Annotated in this window: 19 protein-coding genes; 15 read left to right on the top strand and 4 right to left on the bottom strand. The window is 67.4% G+C overall.

Annotated features, from left to right (window positions below; all coding sequences use genetic code 11):
• Positions 1–8: 8 nt before the first annotated feature.
• Complete coding sequence (locus ASE31_RS28350; protein ID WP_057206115.1) at positions 9–1,706, bottom strand: electron transfer flavoprotein-ubiquinone oxidoreductase; 1,698 nt, start codon at positions 1,704–1,706, stop codon at positions 9–11.
• A 140-nt stretch (positions 1,707–1,846) separates the two neighbouring features.
• On the opposite strand from ASE31_RS28350, the gene ASE31_RS28355 reads away from it, so the two are divergent.
• From ASE31_RS28355 to ASE31_RS28370, 4 genes are all read left to right on the top strand, one after another.
• Complete coding sequence (locus ASE31_RS28355) at positions 1,847–2,629, top strand: SDR family oxidoreductase (protein ID WP_057206117.1); 783 nt, start codon at positions 1,847–1,849, stop codon at positions 2,627–2,629.
• Positions 2,630–2,647: 18 nt separating this feature from the next.
• Positions 2,648–3,544 carry a DMT family transporter gene (locus ASE31_RS28360; protein ID WP_057206119.1) on the top strand — a complete coding sequence of 299 codons (897 nt, stop codon included), beginning with the start codon at positions 2,648–2,650 and terminating at the stop codon, positions 3,542–3,544.
• Positions 3,541–3,963: a thioesterase family protein gene (locus ASE31_RS28365; RefSeq protein WP_057206121.1), complete on the top strand. Its 423-nt coding sequence runs from the start codon at positions 3,541–3,543 to the stop codon at positions 3,961–3,963. The genes ASE31_RS28360 and ASE31_RS28365 overlap by 4 nt, the downstream gene beginning before the upstream one ends.
• A gap of 157 nt (positions 3,964–4,120) precedes the next feature.
• Entirely contained in the window at positions 4,121–7,195 is a 3,075-nt protein-coding gene (locus tag ASE31_RS28370; protein ID WP_057206123.1) for an EAL domain-containing protein, read from the top strand.
• Between the two features lie 18 nt (positions 7,196–7,213).
• Here ASE31_RS28370 and ASE31_RS28375 read toward each other — a convergent pair whose 3' ends face one another.
• From ASE31_RS28375 to ASE31_RS28385, 3 genes are read right to left on the bottom strand one after another with little or no spacing between them, the layout of a single operon-like run.
• Positions 7,214–7,945, bottom strand: a complete 732-nt coding sequence (locus tag ASE31_RS28375; RefSeq protein ID WP_235514792.1) for a hypothetical protein — start codon at positions 7,943–7,945, stop codon at positions 7,214–7,216.
• 20 nt (positions 7,946–7,965) lie between these two features.
• Positions 7,966–8,547 (bottom strand): peroxidase-related enzyme, encoded by a 582-nt coding sequence (locus tag ASE31_RS28380; protein ID WP_057206256.1) that lies wholly within the window; start codon positions 8,545–8,547, stop codon positions 7,966–7,968.
• A 43-nt stretch (positions 8,548–8,590) separates the two neighbouring features.
• Positions 8,591–9,355: an IclR family transcriptional regulator gene (locus ASE31_RS28385; protein ID WP_200961180.1), complete on the bottom strand. Its 765-nt coding sequence runs from the start codon at positions 9,353–9,355 to the stop codon at positions 8,591–8,593.
• A gap of 139 nt (positions 9,356–9,494) precedes the next feature.
• Here ASE31_RS28385 and ASE31_RS28390 point away from each other — a divergent pair, with 139 nt between their 5' ends.
• The 11 genes from ASE31_RS28390 to ASE31_RS28440 all read left to right on the top strand — a co-directional run bounded on the left by ASE31_RS28390 (position 9,495) and on the right by ASE31_RS28440 (position 20,884).
• On the top strand, positions 9,495–10,502 hold the full coding sequence (locus ASE31_RS28390; protein WP_057206258.1) for a tripartite tricarboxylate transporter substrate binding protein: 1,008 nt from the start codon (positions 9,495–9,497) through the stop codon (positions 10,500–10,502).
• A 44-nt stretch (positions 10,503–10,546) separates the two neighbouring features.
• Positions 10,547–11,500 (top strand): amidohydrolase, encoded by a 954-nt coding sequence (locus ASE31_RS28395; RefSeq protein ID WP_057206128.1) that lies wholly within the window; start codon positions 10,547–10,549, stop codon positions 11,498–11,500.
• Positions 11,497–12,480 (top strand): tripartite tricarboxylate transporter substrate binding protein, encoded by a 984-nt coding sequence (locus ASE31_RS28400; protein ID WP_057206130.1) that lies wholly within the window; start codon positions 11,497–11,499, stop codon positions 12,478–12,480. The genes ASE31_RS28395 and ASE31_RS28400 overlap by 4 nt, the downstream gene beginning before the upstream one ends.
• A gap of 63 nt (positions 12,481–12,543) precedes the next feature.
• Positions 12,544–13,230 (top strand): RraA family protein, encoded by a 687-nt coding sequence (locus ASE31_RS28405; RefSeq protein WP_057206132.1) that lies wholly within the window; start codon positions 12,544–12,546, stop codon positions 13,228–13,230.
• A complete protein-coding gene (locus ASE31_RS28410) occupies positions 13,227–14,165 on the top strand; it encodes an NAD(P)-dependent oxidoreductase (protein ID WP_057206134.1) in 939 nt (312 codons plus the stop codon). Before ASE31_RS28405 ends, ASE31_RS28410 begins: the two co-directional genes overlap by 4 nt.
• Before the next feature lie 49 nt (positions 14,166–14,214).
• Positions 14,215–15,207, top strand: a complete 993-nt coding sequence (locus ASE31_RS28415; protein ID WP_057206136.1) for a tripartite tricarboxylate transporter substrate binding protein — start codon at positions 14,215–14,217, stop codon at positions 15,205–15,207.
• 17 nt (positions 15,208–15,224) lie between these two features.
• Positions 15,225–16,181, top strand: a complete 957-nt coding sequence (locus ASE31_RS28420; protein WP_057206138.1) for a tripartite tricarboxylate transporter substrate binding protein — start codon at positions 15,225–15,227, stop codon at positions 16,179–16,181.
• A gap of 6 nt (positions 16,182–16,187) precedes the next feature.
• Positions 16,188–17,087, top strand: a complete 900-nt coding sequence (locus ASE31_RS28425; protein WP_057206140.1) for an amidohydrolase — start codon at positions 16,188–16,190, stop codon at positions 17,085–17,087.
• 26 nt (positions 17,088–17,113) lie between these two features.
• Positions 17,114–18,031 (top strand): SMP-30/gluconolactonase/LRE family protein, encoded by a 918-nt coding sequence (locus tag ASE31_RS28430; protein WP_057206142.1) that lies wholly within the window; start codon positions 17,114–17,116, stop codon positions 18,029–18,031.
• Positions 18,032–18,174: 143 nt separating this feature from the next.
• Entirely contained in the window at positions 18,175–20,379 is a 2,205-nt protein-coding gene (katG, locus tag ASE31_RS28435) for a catalase/peroxidase HPI (RefSeq protein WP_057206144.1), read from the top strand.
• Positions 20,380–20,494: 115 nt separating this feature from the next.
• Positions 20,495–20,884, top strand: a complete 390-nt coding sequence (locus ASE31_RS28440; RefSeq protein WP_057206146.1) for a carboxymuconolactone decarboxylase family protein — start codon at positions 20,495–20,497, stop codon at positions 20,882–20,884.
• Positions 20,885–20,889 lie beyond the last annotated feature (5 nt).

Here is a 20,889-nt window from a genome sequence, read left to right on the forward strand (position 1 = left end):
GGCCGCTCTTACATGCCCGAGTAGTTCGGGCCGCCGCCGCCTTCTGGCGTCACCCAGACGATGTTCTGCGTGGGGTCCTTGATGTCGCAGGTCTTGCAGTGCACGCAGTTCTGCGCGTTGATCTGCAGCTTGTCCTCGCCCGCATCGGTCTTGATGAACTCGTACACGGCGGCCGGGCAGTAGCGCGCCTCGGGCCCGGCGTACTTGGCCAGGTTGATGTTCACGGGCACGCTCGCGTCCTTGAGCGTCAGGTGGGCCGGCTGGTTTTCGGCGTGGTTGGTGTTGCTGATGAACACGCTGGAGAGCCGGTCAAACGTCAGCTTGCCATCGGGCTTGGGGTAGATGATGGGCTTGCACTCGGACGCGGGTTTCAGGTGCACATGGTCGGGCTTGTCGCGGTGCAGCGTCCAGGGGATGTTGCCCTTGAGCACGAACTGCTCCAGGCCGTTCATGATGGTGGCGGTGACCAGGCCCTTCTTGAACCAGTTCTTGAAGTTGCGGTCCTTGTTGAGCTCGGTGTGCAGCCAGCTCTTCTCGAAGGCCTCGGGGTAGGCGCTCAGCTCATCGTGCTGGCGCCCGGTCACCACGGCATCGTAGGCGGCCTCGGCGGCCAGCATGCCGGACTTGATGGCGGCGTGGCTGCCCTTGATGCGGCCTACATTGAGATAGCCCGCATCGCAGCCGATCAGCGCGCCGCCGGGGAAGATGGTCTTGGGCAGGCTCAGCAGGCCGCCGGCCGTGATGGCGCGCGCGCCGTAGCTGATGCGCTTGGCCGGCTTGATGCCCTTGGACTCGTCGCCCTCCAGGTACCAGCGGATGTTGGCATGCGTCTTCCAGCGCTGGAATTCCTCGAACGGGCTGAGGTAGGGGTTGGAATAGCCCAGGCCGGTGATGAAGCCCAGCGTGACCTTGTTGTCGTCCAGGTGGTACAGGAAGGCGCCACCGTAGGTGTCGTTCTCCATGGGCCAGCCGGCGGTGTGCATGACGAAGCCGGGCTGGTGGCGCGCCGGGTCGATTTCCCACAGCTCCTTGATGCCGATGGCGTAGCTTTGCGGGTCGGAATGCGCGTCGAGCTTGAAGCGCGAGATCAGCTGCTTGCCCAGGTGGCCGCGCGAGCCCTCGGCGAAGATGGTGTACTTGGCATGCAGTTCCATGCCCAGCTGGAAGTCGGCCGTGGGCTCGCCTTCCTTGCCGATGCCCATGTTGCCGGTGGCCACGCCCTTGACGGAGCCGTTCTCGTTGTAGAGCACTTCGGCGGCCGGAAATCCCGGGAAGATCTCCACGCCCAGGGCCTCGGCCTGCTCGCCCATCCACTTGACCACATTGCCCAGGCGCACCACGTAGTTGCCGTGGTTCTGGAAGTTGTGCGGCAAAAATACATTGGGTACGCGAAAGGCCGAGTTCTCGCCCAGGAACATCATCGCGTCGTCGGTCACGGGCTGGTTCAGGGGCGCGCCCTTGGCCTTCCAGTCGGGGATCAGCTCGGTCAGGGCCTTGGGGTCCATGATGGCGCCCGAGAGGATGTGCGCGCCGGGTTCGGAGCCTTTTTCGAGCACCACGACGGAGATGTCCTTGCCATGGATGGCTGCCATCTGCTTGAGCCGGATGGCGGTGGCCAGGCCGCCGGGGCCGCCGCCCACGACGACCACGTCGTATTCCATTGCTTCACGGGGACCATACTGGGCGAGGATTTCTTCGTTCGTCATGGGTTTCTCGTCGGGCGTTTGATATCGTGTGGATTGTCTTCGGACAGGACCCTGGTTCCTGTCTGCCTGGAGACTGATTGTATTCATGGATTTCGGACAAACGAACGACCGTTCTTTTTTCTGCAGTGGAGGCTCTCTAAATGGCATACAGCATCGATCTATCCGGCCGCGTGGCGTTCATCACCGGAGCGTCCAGCGGGCTGGGCGCCCAGTTCGCGCGGACCCTCGCGCGCGCAGGAGCCGGGGTGGTGCTGGCCAGCCGCCGCGTCGAAAAGCTCAAGGAGCTGCGTGCCCGCATCGAGGGGGAGGGCGGTGACGCCCATGTGATCGAACTGGACGTGACCGACCACATGTCGATCAAGGCGGCGGTGGCCCATGCCGAGACCGAGATGGGCTCCATCGACATCCTGGTGAACAACTCGGGCGTGAGCACCACCCAGCGTCTGCAGGATGTGACGCCCCAGGACTACGACTTCATCTTCGACACCAACGTCAAGGGCGCCTTCTTCGTCGCGCAGGAGGTCGGCAAGCGCATGCTGGCGCGCTCGCGCGGGGCGGCGCCGGGCAGCTTCACGGGCGGGCGCATCATCAACATCGCCTCGATGGCGGGCTTGAAGGTGCTGCCGCAGATCGGCGCCTACTGCATGAGCAAGGCCGCCGTGGTGCAGATGACGAAGGCCATGGCCATGGAATGGGGGCGCTTCGGCATCAACACCAATGCCATCTGCCCGGGCTACATCGACACCGAGATCAACCACCGCCACTGGCAGACCGAACAGGGCCGCAAGCTCATCGACATGCTGCCGCGCAAGCGCGTGGGCAGCCCCGAGGACCTCGATGCGCTGATCATCATGCTGGCCAGCGACCAGAGCCACTTCATCAACGGCGCCGTGATTGCGGCGGACGATGGCTTTGCGGTATAGGCCGCGCCGTGTGAGCCGATGCTGACCGGAATCCTGGCCGGGCTCGCTGCTGGCGCGCTCTGGGGGCTGGTGTTCGTGGCGCCACACATGGCGGGCACGTTTGCTTCGGTGGACCTGACCGCGGGCCGCTTCGTGGCCTACGGTGCGGTGGCTGCGGGCATGCTGCTGTGGGGCCTCCGGGGCAACCCGCGCTGGCCTACCTGGGCCCAGGCCTGGGCGGCACTGTGGCTGTCCGTGCTCGGCTTCACGGGCTACTACCTGCTGCTGGTCTGGGCGATCCGCGATGCGGGGGCCGAGATGCCGGCGCTGATCATCGGCACCATTCCGGTCTGGGTCATGCTGCTGGGCAAGCCCCAGGGCCTGCGCTGGGCCGCACTGGTGCCCGGGCTGGTGCTCACCGTGGCCGGCCTCGCGCTGATGGCCGAGGTTCCGCACGGCGATGCAGCGGCATCCGGCGCCGGCAGCTACTGGCGCGGCATCGCCATCGCGCTGGTGGCGCTGGTGTTCTGGACGGCCTTCGCCATCCTCAATTCCGCATGGCTCAAGCGCCACCCCGAGGTGCGCGCCACCGACTGGGCCAACTGGCTGGGCGTGGCCACGGGGCTGGGCGGCCTGCTGCTGTGGCTGGTGGGCGGCTCCAGCCTGCCCGCCCTGGCGGCGCAACCGGCGTTCGGCGTCTTCGTGGCCGTGTGCCTGGCGCTCGGTTTTGGTTCGAGCTGGCTGGCCACCATTTTGTGGAACATCGCCAGCCAGCGCCTGTCTGCCAGCCTGTGCGGGCAGCTCATCGTGAGCGAGACTTTGTTCGCTCTCGTATATTCGTTCGCGTGGGATGGGCGCTGGCCCTCGCCCGCGCAGTGGGCGGCCGTGGTGCTGTTCACTCTGGGCATCCTCGCTTCCATCAAGGCACACCGATGAAGATTGAAATCCCCGAAAAGAAGAAGCTGGTGCACGAGATGCGGTTTCCCGTGCGCTGGGGCGACATGGACGCCATGGGCCATGTGAACAACACCGTGTATTTTCGCTACCTGGAAACAGCGCGGATCGACTGGCTGGTGTCGGTGGGCTGCAACCCCGACCCCACAGGGCAGGGGCCGGTCATCGTCAACGCCTTTTGCAACTTCTACCAGCAGCTCGAGTACCCGGCCGACGTGCTGCTCAAGCTCTACGTGAGCGACCCGGGCCGCACCACCTTCGAGACCTGGGGCACCATGGAGCGGGTGGACCGGCCGGGCGTGGTTTATGCCGCTGGCGGTGCCACCACGATGTGGGTCGATTTTCCGCAGAAGAAGGCGGTGGCCCTGCCGGAATGGATGCTGGCCATCGTTCAGGACTGATTTTGCGGCGCTTGACACCTCTGGGTGAATCGGACTAAATGGGCCGATCACAGGGCTCGGGCGGCTGATGGGGGTCGCACGGGTTCATTGAAGAAATGGGGGAAGGCTGGCGACGTCCTGGCCACGCCGCTTTTCCCGGTCACGAGGGTTTTCGGCCATGGCCACAGAGAGCAGTCCCGCGCGCGATGGTGCGCAACCTGGCGCCTGGCTGCCTGGCTGGGCGGTGCCATTGGCCTTTGCGGCCTTTGTGGCTGGCGTCATTGCGCTGGGGATTGCCCTGCATTTGCAGGGTCAGCGGGCTGCCGAACAGATTGCATCCGAGACCCTGCGGGTCACCTCCGAACTGTCGGCCCATTCACTGGACACCTGGCTCACGGAGCGCTCTGGCGATGCCGAGGCCATCGGCTCCAATCCCCTGCTGGTCAAGGCGCTCGACCACTGGTGGCAGGGCGAGGCAGAGCGCGCCGAGTACACCCCCTTCATCCAGCAGCATCTCGAAGGCATCCGGCGCGTCTACGGCTACCGGAGCATTGCGGTCGTCGATGTCGGCACGGACAAGGCGGTGTTCAGCAGCGGAGCCCCTCTGGACGCGCAGCAACGCAGCCGCGTGGCGCAGGCTGGAACGGGTGCCTACCCGCGATGGATCGAACTGCCTGCGGAGAATGGCGCAGGGCTGCGCCTGGCCCTGGCGCGCAGCATTGCCGACACCACCCGGGGAACGGGCCATGTCCTTTACATGGAAATGGACCTCCAGTGGCTGGTGGATACGCTGGCCAAGGCCAAGCTGCCGAACTGGGGTGGCGAGACCATTCTGGTGCACCGCGATGCACGGGGCCTGCAGATCCTTGCACCGGCCAGCGGGTCCGGGCTGCAGCCCCTTCTTGGGCCTGGGCCTGTGGTCGAGTACCTGCTGACAGAGCCCGGTGTTTCCGTGGTGCAGGGGCCCAACCGCCATGGCGTGGCGGTGATGGCTCGGCGCGAGAACGTCCTGCTGCCGTCGTGGATGGTGCTCAGCCTGATGCCCGAGAAGGCGGTGTATGCAGCGGTGCAAGCGCGCAGCAGTCTCCTGGTCCTCGGGGTGGCGGTTCTACTCCTCTTCGGCTCGCTGCTCTACGCAGCCTGGCGCCGCAGCGAACACCACCGCCACGCCGCGCGCGAGGCCGGGCTGCGCCGGCACTATGAGCAGGTGATGCGTGACTCGACCGATATCTTTTTCCTGACCGACAACGACGGTACCATCCTCGACGTGAGCCAGGCGACGGTCAACGTGTATGGCTATCCGCGCGAGCAGCTCATCGGCATGAACGCCCAGCGTCTTCGGCCGCCCGATCAGGCCGCGCAGCAGGCAGCCATCCTGGAGGCCATGCAGCCTGGCGAGTCGCGCCACGTTCGCATCCCCCGGCTGCGCGCCGATGGCAGCACCTTCCTGCTGGAAGGCACTGTCGGCTGCTTCGAGTCGGAGGGTCGGCGCTACTATGTGGGCATAGGCCGTGACGTTACGCGCCAGACCGAGGTGGAAACTCAGCTGCGCGTCGCCGCGAGCTTCTTCAACCGCTCCGCTGCTGCCATCGTGGTCGGCGACCGTGACAAGCGCGTCGTCTCGATCAATCCCCACCTCACGAAGATCACGGGCTATACGCTCGAAGACCTGCGGGGGCAGCCCACGGTGATTCTCAATGCGGGGCTCGATCCTGCAGGGGTCGAGCGTGCGCGCGCCATCCTCAAGGCCGAGGATTTCTGGGAGGGCGAGATGAACATCCGCCGAAAGGACGGTACGGTCTTCCCGGCGCGCCTGCTGGTCTGTGCGCACCGCGGTGCCGATGGCCAGGTGGAGCAGCATGTGGATCTGTTCACGGACCTGACCCGCCTCAAACAGGCCGAAAGCCAGGCCGAGTACCTGGCGGTGCACGACCCCGTGACCAGGCTGCCCAATCGCGCCAGGCTTGAGCAGGACCTGCCGCAGTACATCGCTGCGCTGAATGTCCAGAGTGCAGCGCCCCACAACAGTCTGTCGCTGGCCCTGGTCAATCTGGACCGGTTCAAGAGCGTCAACGAATCGTTTGGCTACGCGCAGGGCGATGTTTTCCTGGTCGAGGTGGCCGAGCGCCTGCGGGGGCTCAGCGCGGACCTCAAGGGCCTGTACCGCTATGGGGGCGATGAATTCATGCTGGTGCTGGCGGGCAACCCCGTCACCCATGCACTGCTGATCAGCCAGGTGCGTGCGCTGCTGGCACCGCCCATCCGCCTTGGCGCGCAGGAGCACCCGGTGTCCCCCACCGCCAGCATTGGCATTGCGAGCAGCCCCGAGCATGCGCGCACTGCGGAGGAGCTGCTGCACAACGTCGAAGCCGCCATGCGCATCGCCAAGGCCCAGGGGCGCAACACCTGGCGCCTGTATGCGCCCGAGATGAACGCCTCGGCCTACGATGACATGCTGCTCGCGGTGGACCTGCGCCAGGCCATCGATGTCGGTGACCTCGAGCTGCACCTGCAGCCCCAGTTCACGCTGGCGCATGGCCAGCCCGTGGGCATGGAGGCCTTGCTGCGCTGGACGCACCGGACGCGGGGCCCGGTGTCCCCGGCGCGCTTCATCCCGATTGCCGAATCCTCGGGGATGATCGCGGAAATCGGCGCCTGGGTGCTGCGCGAGGCTGCGCACATCTGGTCACGCTGGCGCGGCGAGGGGCTGGTGCCCCTGCCCATTGCCGTGAACCTCTCAGCGGTGCAGTTCCAGGCGCCTGACTTCCTGCACGAGGTGGGCCGTGTCCTTTCGGAGTTCGACCTGCCCGCCGGTGCGCTGGAGATGGAACTGACGGAAGGCACGCTGATGGCCAACATGGACGCAGCGGTGGATATCCTGCGCCAACTGGTGGACATGGGCATCCAGATCGCCATCGACGACTTCGGCACGGGCTACTCCAGCCTGAGCTACCTGCGCCGCTTTCCGGTGAGCAAGCTCAAGATCGACCGCTCCTTCATCCTGGACCTGGGCAGGCACGGCAACGAGGAAGCCGAGGCCATCGCCTCGGCCGTCATCGCCATGGCCAAGAGCCTGAAGCTGCGCGTGATCGCCGAAGGCGTGGAAACCCCCGAGCAGCGCGATTTCCTCAAGGACCATGGCTGCGATGAGGTGCAGGGCTATCTGTATGCCCGGCCGATGCCCGTGGAGGCTGCGACGGCGCTGCTCGTGCAGCGCACAAGCCCCACCGAAACGCAAGGCAACTTCGCCTGAGCGCTGCCGCGGCTTGGTTCAGCCCGGTGGCAGGGCGATGCAGCGACCCTGCGGGCCTTCCGGGCCATTGCCCAGCCCAAGCAACAGCACCCGCTGCAACTGCGGCAGGTAGCGGATAGCCGTCTGCGGCGCGCTGTACCCGGCCGAGTCCTGCAGTGCCTCGTCCATGCGCCAGTAGCGGCCGGAGGGCAGGTGCTCGATGGTGAGTGTGCGCACGCCGGTGTAGAAGGTGCTGGTGATCTGCCCTTCGGTACCGAAGAAGCCGCCGCCCGTGCGCGCCGTGCGCCGGGTTCCCAGGAACGCGGTGCCCACGCGCAAGCGCTGGTCACGGCTGGTGCAGCTGCCCTCGAACGCTGCGGCGCAGTGCAGGGGCAGGGCGTTCTGCTGCACGGTGACGGGCTGCACGGCCGGCTGCTTGACCTCGTCGAGTGCCACGGGCACCAGGCGGGCGCAGTCGGCATCGGGCTCCACGCGCCAGGCGCCGGCACCGGGCAGGTCGGCAATGCCGTAGCGCGGCACACCCAGGCCCACCGCCAGGTAGTACGTCGGTCCGGTGACATCCTGGCGCAGCAGCAACAGGGGCGGCTGGGTGCTCGACAGGGGCGAGAGCGTGCCCGGTGGGACTTGCACTGCCAGGGGTTGTGCATCCAGCGTGCCGTTGCCCGGTGCAAAGCCGCTGGCAACAGCATGGGTGCCAGCCAGGCAAACCAATGCCGCACACCACCATACTGCCATCGAACGACTGGACATGCCCGTGTGCATGGCGTGCTTCAAGCCGAAGGTTTTGCCTTGGGCACGCGGCCCATCAGGTAGAACTCGGGGTTGGGCTGCATGCCGGCAAAGCTGGCCATGCGGTTGCTGAGCCCGAAGAAGGCGGTGATGGCCGCGATGTCCCAGATGTCCTCATCGTCGAAGCCGTGCGCATGCAGCGCGATGAAGTCGGCATCTTCGATCTCGTGCGAGTGCTCGCAGACCTTCATCGCAAAGTCGAGCATGGCGCGCTGGCGCGGGCTGATCTCGGCCTTGCGGTAGTTCACCGCCACCTGGTCGGCCACGAGCGGCTTTTTCTCGTAGATGCGCAGGATGGCGCCGTGCGCCACCACGCAGTACAGACACTGGTTGGCCGCGCTGGTGGTGGTGACGATCATCTCGCGCTCGCCCTTGGTCAGGCTGCCTTCCTCCTTGAGCATCAGGGCGTCGTGGTAGGCGAAGAATGCGCGCCATTCGGCCGGGCGGCGGGCAAAGCCCAGGAACACATTGGGCACGAAGCCGGCCTTTTCCTGCACTTCGAGGATGCGGGCGCGGATGTCATCGGGCAGGCTGTCGAGCGATGGGGCGGGGTAGCGGGTCACGTCGGTCTCCTTGTTTTTTCTGATGGGCACCAGTATCGGGGATTCAAGGATGCCAATGGGTGGCGCGTACCGGACTGTGCGAGGGCGCTGCGGTGTTGCCCGCTAGCGCATAGGACAGCTGTGTGGCGGCGGCCATCACGGTCTGCGCGAGGGCTTCGAGCTTTTCTGCCGGCAGGCGCGAAGCCGGGCCCGAGATGCACACCGAGCCCATCAGCCGCCAGTGCATGCCGAACACCGGCGCCGACACTGTCGCCACGCCCTGTTCACGCTCGCCGATGGACCAGTGGTAGCCCTTCTGGCGGATGGCTTCGTAGGCCTTGCCCGGCTCGCCCGAGAAGGCCAGGATCACGCGGCCGGGCGAGCCCTTGTCCAGCGGCAGGCCTTCGCCCATGCGCGCATGGTGGCGCAGTGCCTGCGGCCCCTCCACGCGCACGAGGCAGGTGCGCACCTGGCCTTCGCGCACGTAGAAGGCGGCGCTCTCGCCCGTGGCATGGGTGAGCTCGCGCAGCGCGGGCTCCAGCACGTTCTGCACGTCAAAGCCCGCCTGGTAACGTGCGCCCAGCCAGCCGGCAGCAGGGCCCAGGCGCCAGTCGCCATCTTCGCGCTGCACCATGAAGCCCGACTGCGCCAGCGTGCGCGCCAGGCGCAGCACCGTCGTTTTGTGCAGGCCGCAGCGCCGGCTCAGCTCGGCCAGGGGCAGGCTCGATTCGCCCAGCGCAAACGCCTCCAGCACCTGCAGCGCGCGGGTGACGGCGATGACACCGCCGGGGGTATCGGCGGCGGGCGGTACAGCAGGGGCCGGGGGCATTTCAGGGGTGTTGCTCATGGCGCAATTCGTTTCATACGGTGCAACTGCATTGTATGGGTTGAAACGTCTGCGTAAAGTTGCATCCACGGCGCCGGGCTTGCAGGCCGGCGTGACGAACCACCACAACGGAGACAAATCCATGCCAGTGCTTTCATCGCTTTCGCGTTCTGCCGGTGCACACCTGTGCGCTGCCTTCCTCGGGCTCGCCGCCGCTGCCATGCCGGCCGGCACGGTTTTCGCGCAGGCAGCCTATCCCAGCAAGCCGATCCGCCTGATCGTGCCCTTCCCGCCCGGCGGCGGCACAGACATGATCGCCCGCACCGTGGCCCAGAAGCTCACCGACCAGAACAAGTGGAACGTGATCGTGGACAACCGCCCCGGTGCGGGCGGCAACCTGGGCGTGGACGCCGCAGCCAAATCCGCACCCGACGGCTACACGCTGGTCATGGGCCAGACCAGCAACCTGGCCATCAACCCCACGCTCTACCCCAAGCTGCCCTACGACCCGCTCAAGGACCTGGTGCCCGTGGCGCTGGTGTCGTCCTCGCCCATCGTGATGGCCGCGCCCGTCAACTCGCCCTACAAGAGCTTTGCCGACGTGGTGGCTGCCGCCAAGGGCAAGCCCGATGCGCTCACCCTGGGTTACTCAGGCAACGGCACCGTAGCCCACCTGGCCGGCGAGTTGGCCGAGAACGCTGCCGGCATCCAGCTGCGCCACATCCCCTACAAGGGCGCGGCCCAGGCCATGACCGACCTGGTGGGCGGGCAGATCGACCTGTACATGTCCTCCGTGCCCACGCTGCTGGGCCAGGTGCGCAACGGCAAGCTCAAGGTCATCGCCATCACCTCGGCCAAGCGTGCCAGCCAACTGCCCGACGTGCCCACGCTGGCCGAGTCGGGCTACAAGGGCTTCGACGCCGTGACCTGGTTCGGCATCCTGGCACCGGCCGGCACGCCCGCACCCATCGTGGCCCAGCTCAACAAGGCCATCAACCAGGCCCTGCAGCAGCCCGACGTGGCCGACAAGCTGCGCAGCGAAGGCGGCGATGTGATGGGCGGCACGTCCGAGCAGTTCGGCCAGTTGCTGCGCACCGAGGTGCCGCGCTGGGGAAAGATCGTCAAGGACTCCGGCGCAAGCCTCGACTGAGCCTGCAGACCCCCAGCTGAGCCCACGCCCACCGGACCATCGCCATGACCCGCGATTGCCTTGTCACGCCCGTACCTTTCTCGGCCGGCACCGAAAAGCCCGCAGTGGCCGTACCCGCCGGGGCCTGCGACTGCCACGTGCATGTGTACGACAGCCGCTTTGCCCCGGCCCCCGGTGCCCGGCTGCTGCCGCCCGACGCCTTGGCCAGCGACTATGGGCCATTGCAGCGGCGTATCGGCACCACGCGCACTGTGCTGGTCACGCCATCGACCTATGGCACTGACAACCGCTGCATGCTCGAAGGGCTTGCCGCACTGGGTGAGCAGGCGCGTGGGGTCGCGGTGATCGACGGCAGCGAGAGCGACGAAGCCTTGCAGCAACTCAGTATCCAGGGTGTGCGCGGTGTGCGCCTGAACCTCTCGCTGGGTGTGTCGGGCAGCGCCGATCTGCTGGAGCCGCTGGCCGCGCGCATCGCGCCGCTGGGCTGGCACCTGCAACTGCTGATGGCGCCCGACCTGCTGGCGTCGCTGGCCCCTGTGCTGCGGTGCCTGCCGGTGCCACTGGTGTTCGACCACTTCGGGCGCATCGCACCTGCGCAAGCCGGCACGCATGCCGCCCACGCATTGCTGCTGCAGCTGCTGGCAGATGGCAAGGCCTGGATCAAGCTCTCCGGCGGCTACATCGTCAGCCCGCTGCACACGGTGGAGGACCCCGCCCTCGACGCGCTGGCCCAGGGCTACCTGCGCTGTGCGCCCGACCGCGTGCTCTGGGGCAGCGACTGGCCCCATGCCACCGCCACGGCCGGCGTGCAGCCCCTGCCCGACGACGCGCGCCAGATGGACCGCCTGGCGCAATGGATCGACAAGGTGCCGAACAGCGGCGCGACCCTGCGCGGCGTGCTGGTGGACAACCCGCAGGCGCTCTACGGCTTCGCAGCGCCCGCAGCCACTCCTGCATCCCCCTTTTTTGACGACGACCTGAAGAGGCCCATGCCATGACCATTTCCACTTCCCGCCGCAGCGTTCTTGCGGCCCTGGCTGCCACGCTGGCCACAGGCTCTGCGTTCGCGCAGGGCGACTGGCCCGCCGGCAAGCTCATCACCTGGGTCGTGCCGTACCCGCCCGGCGGCAGCACCGACGTGCTGGGCCGCAACCTGGCGTTGCGCGTGGCGTCCTCTCTGGGCACCAACGTCATCGTCGACAACAAGGCCGGCGCCACGGGCACCATCGGCGCCGCCTTCGTGGCCAAGGCCGCGCCCGATGGCTATACCCTGCTGGGCACGTCCATCGGCCCGCAGGCGATTGCGCCTCACCTCATGGGCAAGCTGCCCTACGACCCCATCGCGGGCTTCGAGCCCGTGATCACCATCGGCACCATTCCGCACATCCTGGTGGTGGGGGCCAAACAGCCGTTCCAGTCGGTCGCCGATCTGCTGGCCGCGGCCCGGGCCCAGCCGGGCAAGCTCGCCTTCGCCTCGGGCGGCAACGGCACCATCCTGCAGATGCAGGGCGAGCTCCTGCAGCAGCAAAGCGGCACGCGCTTCATTCACGTGCCCTACAAGGGCGACACCCCGGCACTGCAGGACACGCTGGCCGAACAGGTGCAGTTCATGTTTGCGCCGGCCGCCGCCGCGCTGCCCCATGTGCAGTCCGGCAAGCTGCGCGCGCTGGCGGTCACGTCGGCCCAGCGCCTGAAGGCCCTGCCCAGCGTGCCCACCATGGGAGAGGCCGGGCTCAAGGACTTCGTCGTCGAGCAGTGGCAGGCCGTGTTCGCGCCCGCCAAAACCCCCGCACCCGTTGTGCAGCGCCTGAACGATGAGATCGGCAAGGCCCTCAAGGACCCTGCCGTCGTGGCCCTGGCCGACAAGCTCGGCGTGACCCTGGTGGGCGGCACGCCGCGCCAGCTCGGCGACCTGCAGAAGGCCGACTCCGCCAAGTGGGCCAAGGTCATCAAGGACGGGAACATCACCGCCGAGTAGTTCCTTGGTCGCAGACAGGCGCCGCACTTTTCTCCGCACTACCAACCCAACAAGGACCGCACCATGAGCCAGCTTCCCGAAATCATCCGTGACATCGAACGCGTCAGCGCCGAGGTCGTCCAAAAAGCCGCCACCTTCCAGGCTGCCATCCTCGCCGACGTGGCGGGCCGCCGCGGCACGATGCACGCCCGCGTGGCGCCCGTGCACCAGGACATGCGGGTCGCAGGCCCGGCCTTCACCGTCGAGGTGCGCCCCGGCGACAACCTCATGATCCACGCCGCGATTGCCCTGGCCCAGCCCGGCGACGTGCTGGTAATCGACGGCAAGGGCGACCAGACCGCCGCGCTGATGGGTACGCTGATGCTCAGCGCCTGCAAGAAGCTGGGGTTGGCCGGCGTGGTCGTCGACGGCGCGATCCGTGACAAGCTCGAACTGCTGGACCTGGGCTTCCCCGTCTTCAGCGCCGGCTTCAACCCCGCCGGCCCCACCAAGTACGTGCCTGGCCGCATCAACCACCCGATCTCGGCCGGCGGCGCCACAGTCCACCCGGGCGACCTGGTCGTGGGCGATGCCGACGGCGTGGTGGTGATCGAGCGCGCCAAGGCCCCCGCCATGATGGCCCTGGCCGACAAGAAGGTGGCCGACGAGGCCGCCCGCATCGAGGCCATCGCCCGCGGCGACACGGCATCGAAGTGGCTGCCCGCCGCCTTGCGCGCAGCCGGCGTTCTCAAGGAAGGGGAATCGCTGTGAGCCGCCCGACCCTCATCGTGACGGGCGCCGACCTGGCCGCGCAGGCCCTGGCCCTGCTGGAAGACTTCCACATCGTCTACGCCGGCAAGGCGCCCACCGAGGACGACCTGGTGGCCCTGTGCCGCACGCACGACCCCGTGGCCATCATCGTGCGCTACGGCAAGGTCAGTGCGGCGGTGATGGATGCCGCGCCCTCGCTCAAGGTCATCTCCAAGCATGGCAGCGGCACCGACACCATCGACAAGGTGGCCGCAAAGGCGCGCGGCATCGAGGTGGTGGCCGCCGTCGGCGCCAATGCCGCGGCCGTGGCCGAGCAGGCGCTGGCATTGCTGCTGGCCTGCGCCAAGTCGGTGGTGGCGCTCGATGCCCGCATGCATGCCGGTCACTGGGACAAGGCCACGCACAAGAGCCTGGAACTCGGCGGCCGCACCGTGGGCGTGGTCGGCCTGGGCGCCATCGGCCTGCGCTTTGCGAAGATGGCCGATGCGCTGGGCATGCGCGTGCTCGGCTTCGACCCCTTCGCCAAGAACCTGCCAGCGTATATCGAGAGCGTGAACCTGGCGACCCTCTGGCGCGAGTCCGACGCCATCTCGCTGCACTGCCCGCTGACTGACGAGAACCGGGGCATGCTCAGCGCGGCGACGTTGGCGCAGTGCAGGCGCGGCGTGATCGTGGTGAATACCGCGCGCGGCGGCCTCATCGACGAGCCGGCCTTGCTTTCGGCTGTGCGCAGCGGTCAGGTGATGGCTGCGGGGCTGGACAGCTTTGCGGTCGAGCCCATGGTCGCCGGCCACCCCTTCCAGGGCGAGGCGAATTTCATCCTCTCCCCGCACATCGGCGGCGTGACCAGCGATGCCTACGTGAACATGGGCGTGGGCGCGGCGAAGAACCTGCTGCAGGTCCTGGCGCGCACCCCTGCCCCAGCGGCCGCGTGAGGGAGCAGGGGCGGTACATCCACAGGATCACGATGAGGAGACACAAGCAATGAACAGGCACATACGACTTCCAGCGCTCGCGAGAAAGGCGATGCTGGCCACTTTGACCCTGGCATCCGCCACCTGCTTCGCACAGGCCGCCGGCTATCCGTCCAAGCCGGTGAAGCTGGTGGTGGGCTTTGCGGCGGGGGGCCCTACCGACGTGGTGGCGCGGGCCTTTGCCGACCACGCCAGCCGTGCGCTGGGCCAGCCCTTCGTCATCGACAACAAACCGGGCGCCAACACCATCTTGGCCGCGCAGGCGGTGGCCAGCGCACCGGCCGATGGCTACACGCTGCTGTTCGGTGCCACCAACCACACGATGATCCCGGGGCTGTACAGCAACCGGGTGAAGTTCGATGCGGTGAAGTCGTTCAAGCCACTGTGCACGTTAGCCACCAGCCCCACCGTGCTGGTGGTGGGGCCGGGCCTGCCGGTGAAATCGCTGGCCGACTATCTGGCGCGTGTGCGCAGGGAGCCGGGCCGCACTACGGCTGGCACAGCGGGCGTGGGCAGTTCAGGCCACTTCGCCACCGAGATGTTCGCCCGGGCCAATGGCCTGCAGCTCAACCACGTTCCCTACAAGGGCGCTGCGCCGGTGGTGACGGACCTGATGGGCGGCCAGCTCGACAGCTCGTTCGCTACCCTGGGCTCGGTGCTGCCGCAGATCCGCAGCGGCAAGCTCGCGGCCCTGGCCGTGGCATCGGCCAAGCGCTCTCCGCTGCTGCCCGATGTCGCCACCTTTGCCGAAGCCGGTGGCGGCAACTACTCGGCCGATGCCTGGTACGGCGTGCTGGCTCCTGCAGGTGTGCCCGAGGCCGTGGCCCGGCAACTGGAGCGCGTGGCGGCAGATTTCGCGAAAAGCGCCGCGGCGGTGGAGAAGCTGCGCGGCATGGGGCTGGATGCGGATTCCACCTGCGGCAAGGCATTTGCCACGCAGGTCGAGCGCGAGGTCGCCACCTACACGCAGATAGCCAAGGACCTGGACCTCAAAGCTGAGTGAATGATCGGAGACATGACATGTTGCGTTTTCTCAAACCCCTGATCGCTGCCTGCGCCTTGGCCGTCGGCATGGCCCATGCTGCGTTCCCTGATCGTCCCATCACCATCGTCGTGCCCTATGCGCCGGGAGGTGCGGCCGATGCCGTGGCGCGCGTGCTGGCCACGCGCCTGGGCGCCAGGCTGAGCGCCAGCGTGATCGTGGACAACAAGGCCGGTGCCAGCGGCACCATCGGCGCCAGCTACGTGGCCAAGGCCAATGCCGACGGCTATACCCTGCTGTACGACGCCACGCCGTACTCCATCAACCCGCACCTGTTCCCCAAGATGCCGTATGCGGCCAACGCGCTGCAGCCGCTGTCGCTGGTGCTGCTGGCACCTAACGTGCTGATCGTGAAGGCGGACTCGCCGCTTAAGAACATCAACGACCTGGTCGCCAAGGCCAAGGCCGCTCCGGGCAAGCTCAACTTCGCCTCGGGCGGCAGCGGCACGGTGCAGCGCCTGGCTGCGGAGCTGATGCGCCAGCAGCTCGACCTGGTCATGGTGCATGTGCCCTACAAGAGCGGCGGCCCGGCCATCACCGACGTGATGGCCGGCCAAGTGGACTTCATGTTCGGCACCGTGGCCGCGACCTATCCCCACATAGCGGGCGGCAAGTTGCGCGCACTGGCCGTGTCGGCGCCCGAGCGCTCCAGGCGCCTGCCCGATGTGCCCACGGTGGCCGAGACGGTGATCCCCGGCTACGAGGCCTTTGAATGGAACGGCATGTTCCTGCCCGCCGGGACGCCCGAGCCCATTGCCGCCAGGCTGCGCCAGGCAGTGCAGGACGTGATGAAGGAGGACGAGGTGAAACAGCGCCTGGCCGATATGGGCGCCCAGGCCGTCGGCTCCACACCCGCCGAGTTCGCCACCTTCCTCAAGAAGGAAGACACCAAGTGGGGCGAGGTGGTGCGCAAGGGCAGCATCAAGCTGGATTGACCGGCCATGGGCCTGCCACCCCTTCTGTATCCCGTGCCGCATTCGCTGGGCCTGAACCGCCCGTTGCGCGCGCTGCCCGCCCTGGCGTGCGACAGCCACATGCACATCTTCGACACGCGCTTTGCGCCGTCGCCGCACTGGCCGCGCACACCGCCCGAGGCACCCGTGGCAGCCTACCGGCAGCTGCAGCAGCGCCTGGGCACCGCGCGCACGGTCGTGGTCACGCCCTCCACCTACGGCATCGACAACGCTTGCACGCTGGATGCACTGGACCAACTGGGCGACAGCGCACGCGGCGTGGCCGTGGTGGACCAGCAGGTCAGCGATGTGGAGCTGGGCCGCCTGGCCGCACGGCGCGTGCGCGGGCTGCGTGTGAACTTCGTCTCGCCCCAATCCTGGGGCATGACAACAGAAGAGATGCTGACCACCCTGGCGGGCAAGCTGGCGCGCCATGCGGACTGCGGCGGCTGGCACATCCAGGTGTTCGCGCACCCGGAGCAGATCGTGGCGCTCGAAGCGGTACTGCAGGCCTTGCCGGTGCCGCTGGTGATCGACCACCTGGGCCGCATCGACCCGGCCGAGGGGCCATCGGCCCCGGCCTGGGCTACGCTGCAACGCCTGCTTGACGGGGGCAACACCTGGGTCAAACTCTCCGGCGCCTACATGCGCTCCATGGTGCAGGCTCCGGGTTACGCCGATACGCTGCCCCTGGGCCGCGCGCTGGTGCATGCTGCGCCCGAGCGCCTGGTCTGGGGCAGCGACTGGCCGCACACCACCGAGCCGCCCGGCACCGTGAACGATGCCGATCTGGTGGACCTGCTGCAGGCCTGGGCCGTGACGGATGCTGCGATGGACCGCATCCTGGTGGACAACCCTGCGCGGCTGTACGGATTTCCTGCCGCGTGAAGATCTGAGCCAACGAAAGCCATCCCATGTTTCTGCTGCAAGCCCCCCAAGTGCGCGACCTCGAACTCTTCACCGCCATGCCCGAGTCGCTGCGCCGGCGCGAGCGCAGCGCCTGGGCCGATGCCAACCGGGCAGGTGCCATCACCGACTCGTTTCTCGAAGGCCCGGTGTTCGACGCTGCCGGCAACCTCTACGTGACCGACATCCCCTGGGGCCGCATCCTGCGCATCGACCCCGCAGGCGCCTGGACCCTGGTGGCGGAGTACGACGGCGAGCCCAACGGCATGAAGTTCCTCGATGCCGGCACTTTGTTGATCACCGACTACAAGAATGGCCTCATGCGCCTGGACGTGGCGAGCGGGCGGGTCACCCCCTATCTGGAGCGGCGCAACAGCGAGCGCTTCAAGGGCGTGAACGACCTGGTGTTCGATGCCGAGGGCAACCTGTACTTCACCGACCAGGGGCAGAGCGGCCTGCACGACCCGAGCGGCCGCCTGTACCGCCTGCGCCCCAATGGCCAACTCGATCTGCTGCTGGCCAATGTGCCCAGCCCCAATGGCGTGGCCTTGTCGCCCGACGGGCGCGTGCTCTACCTGGCCGCCACGCGCGGCAACTGCGTCTGGCGCGTACCGCTGCTGCCCGATGGCAGCGTGGCCAAGGTGGGACAGTTCTTCACCTCCTACGGCCCGAGCGGCCCGGACGGGCTGGCCGTGGACGCCCAAGGCCGGCTGCTCGTGGCCAATCCTGGCCTGGGCTATGTGTGGGTGCTCAACCACCGGGCCGAGCCCGAGCTGGTGCTGCGCGGGCCAGCGGGCGCGTCGACGACCAACCTGGCCTTTGGCGGGGAGTGCGGGCAGACGGTGTTTGTCACCGATTCGACCCACGGGCACATCCTGCGGGCGCAGCTCGACGCGCCAGGCCTGCCGCTGGCGCGCGGTCTCTGAGTTAGCACGCTGTTTGACAATGGCTGTGGCATTTCGATAAATATTGACTATCGGGGAAATTCAATCGATTCAATTTACGCGCCATGGATTGTTTCCTACCATGGGTCTTGCCAAGTGCCTGAACCACTTACAAGGAGAGACCCATGACAACAGAAGCCAAGTGCCCCTTCGACCACAGCAAGGCTGCCGCGCCCAAGGGCCGCGGCAACGCCGACTGGTGGCCCAACCAGCTCAACCTGCGCCCCCTCAACCAAAGCTCGCCACTGGTCGACCCCATGGGCGACGGGTTCAACTACGCCGAGGAGTTCAAGAGCCTCGATCTCGCCGCCGTGAAGGCCGACCTGCATGCGTTGATGACCGACTCGCAGGACTGGTGGCCGGCCGACTTCGGCCATTACGGCCCGCTGTTCATCCGCATGGCCTGGCACAGCGCCGGCACCTACCGCCTGGCCGATGGCCGGGGCGGTGCGGGGGCCGGGCAGCAGCGCTTTGCGCCCCTGAACAGCTGGCCCGACAACGCCAACCTGGACAAGGCGCGCCGCCTGCTGTGGCCCATCAAGCAGAAGTACGGCCGCAAGATTTCCTGGGCCGACCTGATGATCCTCACCGGCAACGTGGCGCTCGAATCCATGGGCTTCAAGACCTTCGGCTTTGCCGGTGGCCGCCCCGACGTGTGGGAACCCGATGAAAACGTGTACTGGGGCGCAGAGACCACCTGGCTGGGTGGCGACAAGCGCTACAGCGGCGAGCGCGACCTGGCCAAGCCCCTGGCCGCCGTGCAGATGGGCCTGATCTACGTGAACCCCGAAGGCCCCAACGGCAACCCCGACCCCATCGCTGCAGCGCGCGACATCCGCGACACCTTTGCGCGCATGGCCATGGACGACGAGGAAACCGTGGCGCTGATCGCCGGCGGCCACACCTTCGGCAAGACCCACGGCGCGGGCGACGCCGCCCTGGTGGGCAAGGAGCCCGAAGGCGGCGGCATCGAGGACCAGGGCTTTGGCTGGATCAGCAAGCACGGCAGCGGCTTTGGCGGCGACGCCATCACCAGCGGCCTGGAAGTCACCTGGACCACCACCCCCACGCAGTGGAGCAACAACTTCTTCGAGAACCTGTTCGGCTTTGAATGGGAGCTGACCAAAAGCCCGGCCGGCGCCCACCAGTGGACCGCCAAGGGCGCCGAGGCGACCATCCCCGATGCGCACGACCCCTCCAAGAAGCGTGTGCCCACCATGCTCACCACCGACCTCTCGCTGCGCCAGGACCCGGCCTACGAGAAGATCTCGCGCCGCTTTTTGGAGCACCCTGAACAGTTCGCCGATGCCTTTGCGCGCGCCTGGTTCAAGCTCACGCACCGCGACATGGGTCCGCGCGTGCGCTACCTGGGCCCTGAGGTGCCGGCCGAAGTACTGATCTGGCAGGACCCGATCCCCGAGGTGGACCACGCCCTGGTGGATGCGCAGGACGTGACGGTGCTCAAGGCAAAGATCCTGGCCTCGGGCCTGTCGGTTGCGGAACTGGTGTCCACCGCCTGGGCGTCGGCCTCCACCTACCGCGGTGGCGACAAGCGCGGTGGGGCCAACGGTGCCCGCGTCCGCCTGGCGCCGCAAAAGGACTGGGAGGTGAACCAGCCGGCGCAACTGGCCAAGGTGCTGGGCAAGCTCGAAGCGATCCAGCAGGACTTCAATGCCGCGCAGCCCGGCGGCAAGAAGATCTCCATCGCCGACCTCATCGTGCTGGGCGGCGCTGCGGCCGTCGAGTCCGCTGCCCGCAGCGCCGGCCAGGAGGTCAGCGTACCCTTCGCCCCGGGCCGCATGGACGCCTCGCAAGAGCAGACCGACGTGCCCTCGTTCGAGGTCATGGAGCCGCTGGCCGATGGCTTTCGCAACTATGTGCGCCCCGGCCTGGAGGAAGCCGTGGCCGAGCTGCTGATCGATCGCGCCAACCAGCTCACCCTGACGGGCCCCGAGATGACGGTGCTGGTGGGCGGCTTGCGCGTCCTGGGCGCCAATGCGGGCCAGGGCTCGCATGGCGTGTTCACCCAGCAGCCCGGCGCGCTCACGAATGACTTTTTCGTGAACCTGCTGGACATGCGCACGCGGTGGCAGAAATCCGGCTCGGCTGCCGGTGTCATCGAAGGGGTGGACCGCACCACTGGTGCAGCGAAGTGGACGGGCACCGTGGCCGACCTGGTATTCGGCTCCAACTCGCAGCTGCGGGCGCTGGCCGAGGTGTATGGCAGCAGCGATGCGCAGGCGGTGTTCGTGCAGGACTTCGTGAAGGCCTGGACCAAGGTCATGAACCTGGACCGTTTTGACCTTGCTGGCGCAACCGCCGGCGCCTGAGTGAGCTGACAACGCCACCGTCCTTTCCCTTCACGGGGCAGGGCCGGTGGCGTTCTGCTTTTCGCAGGGGCGGGCCGGCTAACATGGCGGCCCCAACCGTACTGGAGAGCCCCGCATGACGCAACCCCCATCCACCAAGGACTTCGACAAAGGCCTGGCCACGCGCAAGCAGGTCATGGGCGAGGACTTCGTGGCCAATGCCTTCGGCAACGCCACCGAGTTCACCCAGCCCATCCAGGAGTTCATCACCCGCAATGCCTGGGGCGATGTCTGGCAGCGCCCGGGGCTGGACCTGAAGACGCGCAGCCTGGTCACCGTGGCCTTTCTCACCGCGCTTGGCAAGCAGCACGAGCTCAAGGGCCATGTGCGCGGCGCGCTCAACAACGGCGCCACGGCGGCCGAGATCCAGGAAGTGCTGCTGCACGCCAGCATCTACTGCGGCCTTCCCGCAGCAGTCGATGCCTTTCGCACGGCCGCCGAGGTGATCGACGGGCCGAAAAAATAGGGCTG

It is taken from the genome of Acidovorax sp. Root217 (assembly GCF_001428645.1).
GTDB lineage: Bacteria > Pseudomonadota > Gammaproteobacteria > Burkholderiales > Burkholderiaceae_C > Acidovorax.

Coding starts and splice junctions, on each gene's coding strand:
- ASE31_RS28350 (WP_057206115.1), bottom strand. CDS start 1,706: ATGACGAACGAAGAAATCCTCGCCCAGTATGGTCCCCGTGAAGCAATG.
- ASE31_RS28355 (WP_057206117.1), top strand. CDS start 1,847: ATGGCATACAGCATCGATCTATCCGGCCGCGTGGCGTTCATCACCGGA.
- ASE31_RS28360 (WP_057206119.1), top strand. CDS start 2,648: ATGCTGACCGGAATCCTGGCCGGGCTCGCTGCTGGCGCGCTCTGGGGG.
- ASE31_RS28365 (WP_057206121.1), top strand. CDS start 3,541: ATGAAGATTGAAATCCCCGAAAAGAAGAAGCTGGTGCACGAGATGCGG.
- ASE31_RS28370 (WP_057206123.1), top strand. CDS start 4,121: ATGGCCACAGAGAGCAGTCCCGCGCGCGATGGTGCGCAACCTGGCGCC.
- ASE31_RS28375 (WP_235514792.1), bottom strand. CDS start 7,945: ATGTCCAGTCGTTCGATGGCAGTATGGTGGTGTGCGGCATTGGTTTGC.
- ASE31_RS28385 (WP_200961180.1), bottom strand. CDS start 9,355: ATGCCCCCGGCCCCTGCTGTACCGCCCGCCGCCGATACCCCCGGCGGT.
- ASE31_RS28390 (WP_057206258.1), top strand. CDS start 9,495: ATGCCAGTGCTTTCATCGCTTTCGCGTTCTGCCGGTGCACACCTGTGC.
- ASE31_RS28395 (WP_057206128.1), top strand. CDS start 10,547: ATGACCCGCGATTGCCTTGTCACGCCCGTACCTTTCTCGGCCGGCACC.
- ASE31_RS28400 (WP_057206130.1), top strand. CDS start 11,497: ATGACCATTTCCACTTCCCGCCGCAGCGTTCTTGCGGCCCTGGCTGCC.
- ASE31_RS28405 (WP_057206132.1), top strand. CDS start 12,544: ATGAGCCAGCTTCCCGAAATCATCCGTGACATCGAACGCGTCAGCGCC.
- ASE31_RS28415 (WP_057206136.1), top strand. CDS start 14,215: ATGAACAGGCACATACGACTTCCAGCGCTCGCGAGAAAGGCGATGCTG.
- ASE31_RS28420 (WP_057206138.1), top strand. CDS start 15,225: ATGTTGCGTTTTCTCAAACCCCTGATCGCTGCCTGCGCCTTGGCCGTC.
- ASE31_RS28425 (WP_057206140.1), top strand. CDS start 16,188: ATGGGCCTGCCACCCCTTCTGTATCCCGTGCCGCATTCGCTGGGCCTG.
- ASE31_RS28430 (WP_057206142.1), top strand. CDS start 17,114: ATGTTTCTGCTGCAAGCCCCCCAAGTGCGCGACCTCGAACTCTTCACC.
- katG (WP_057206144.1), top strand. CDS start 18,175: ATGACAACAGAAGCCAAGTGCCCCTTCGACCACAGCAAGGCTGCCGCG.
- ASE31_RS28440 (WP_057206146.1), top strand. CDS start 20,495: ATGACGCAACCCCCATCCACCAAGGACTTCGACAAAGGCCTGGCCACG.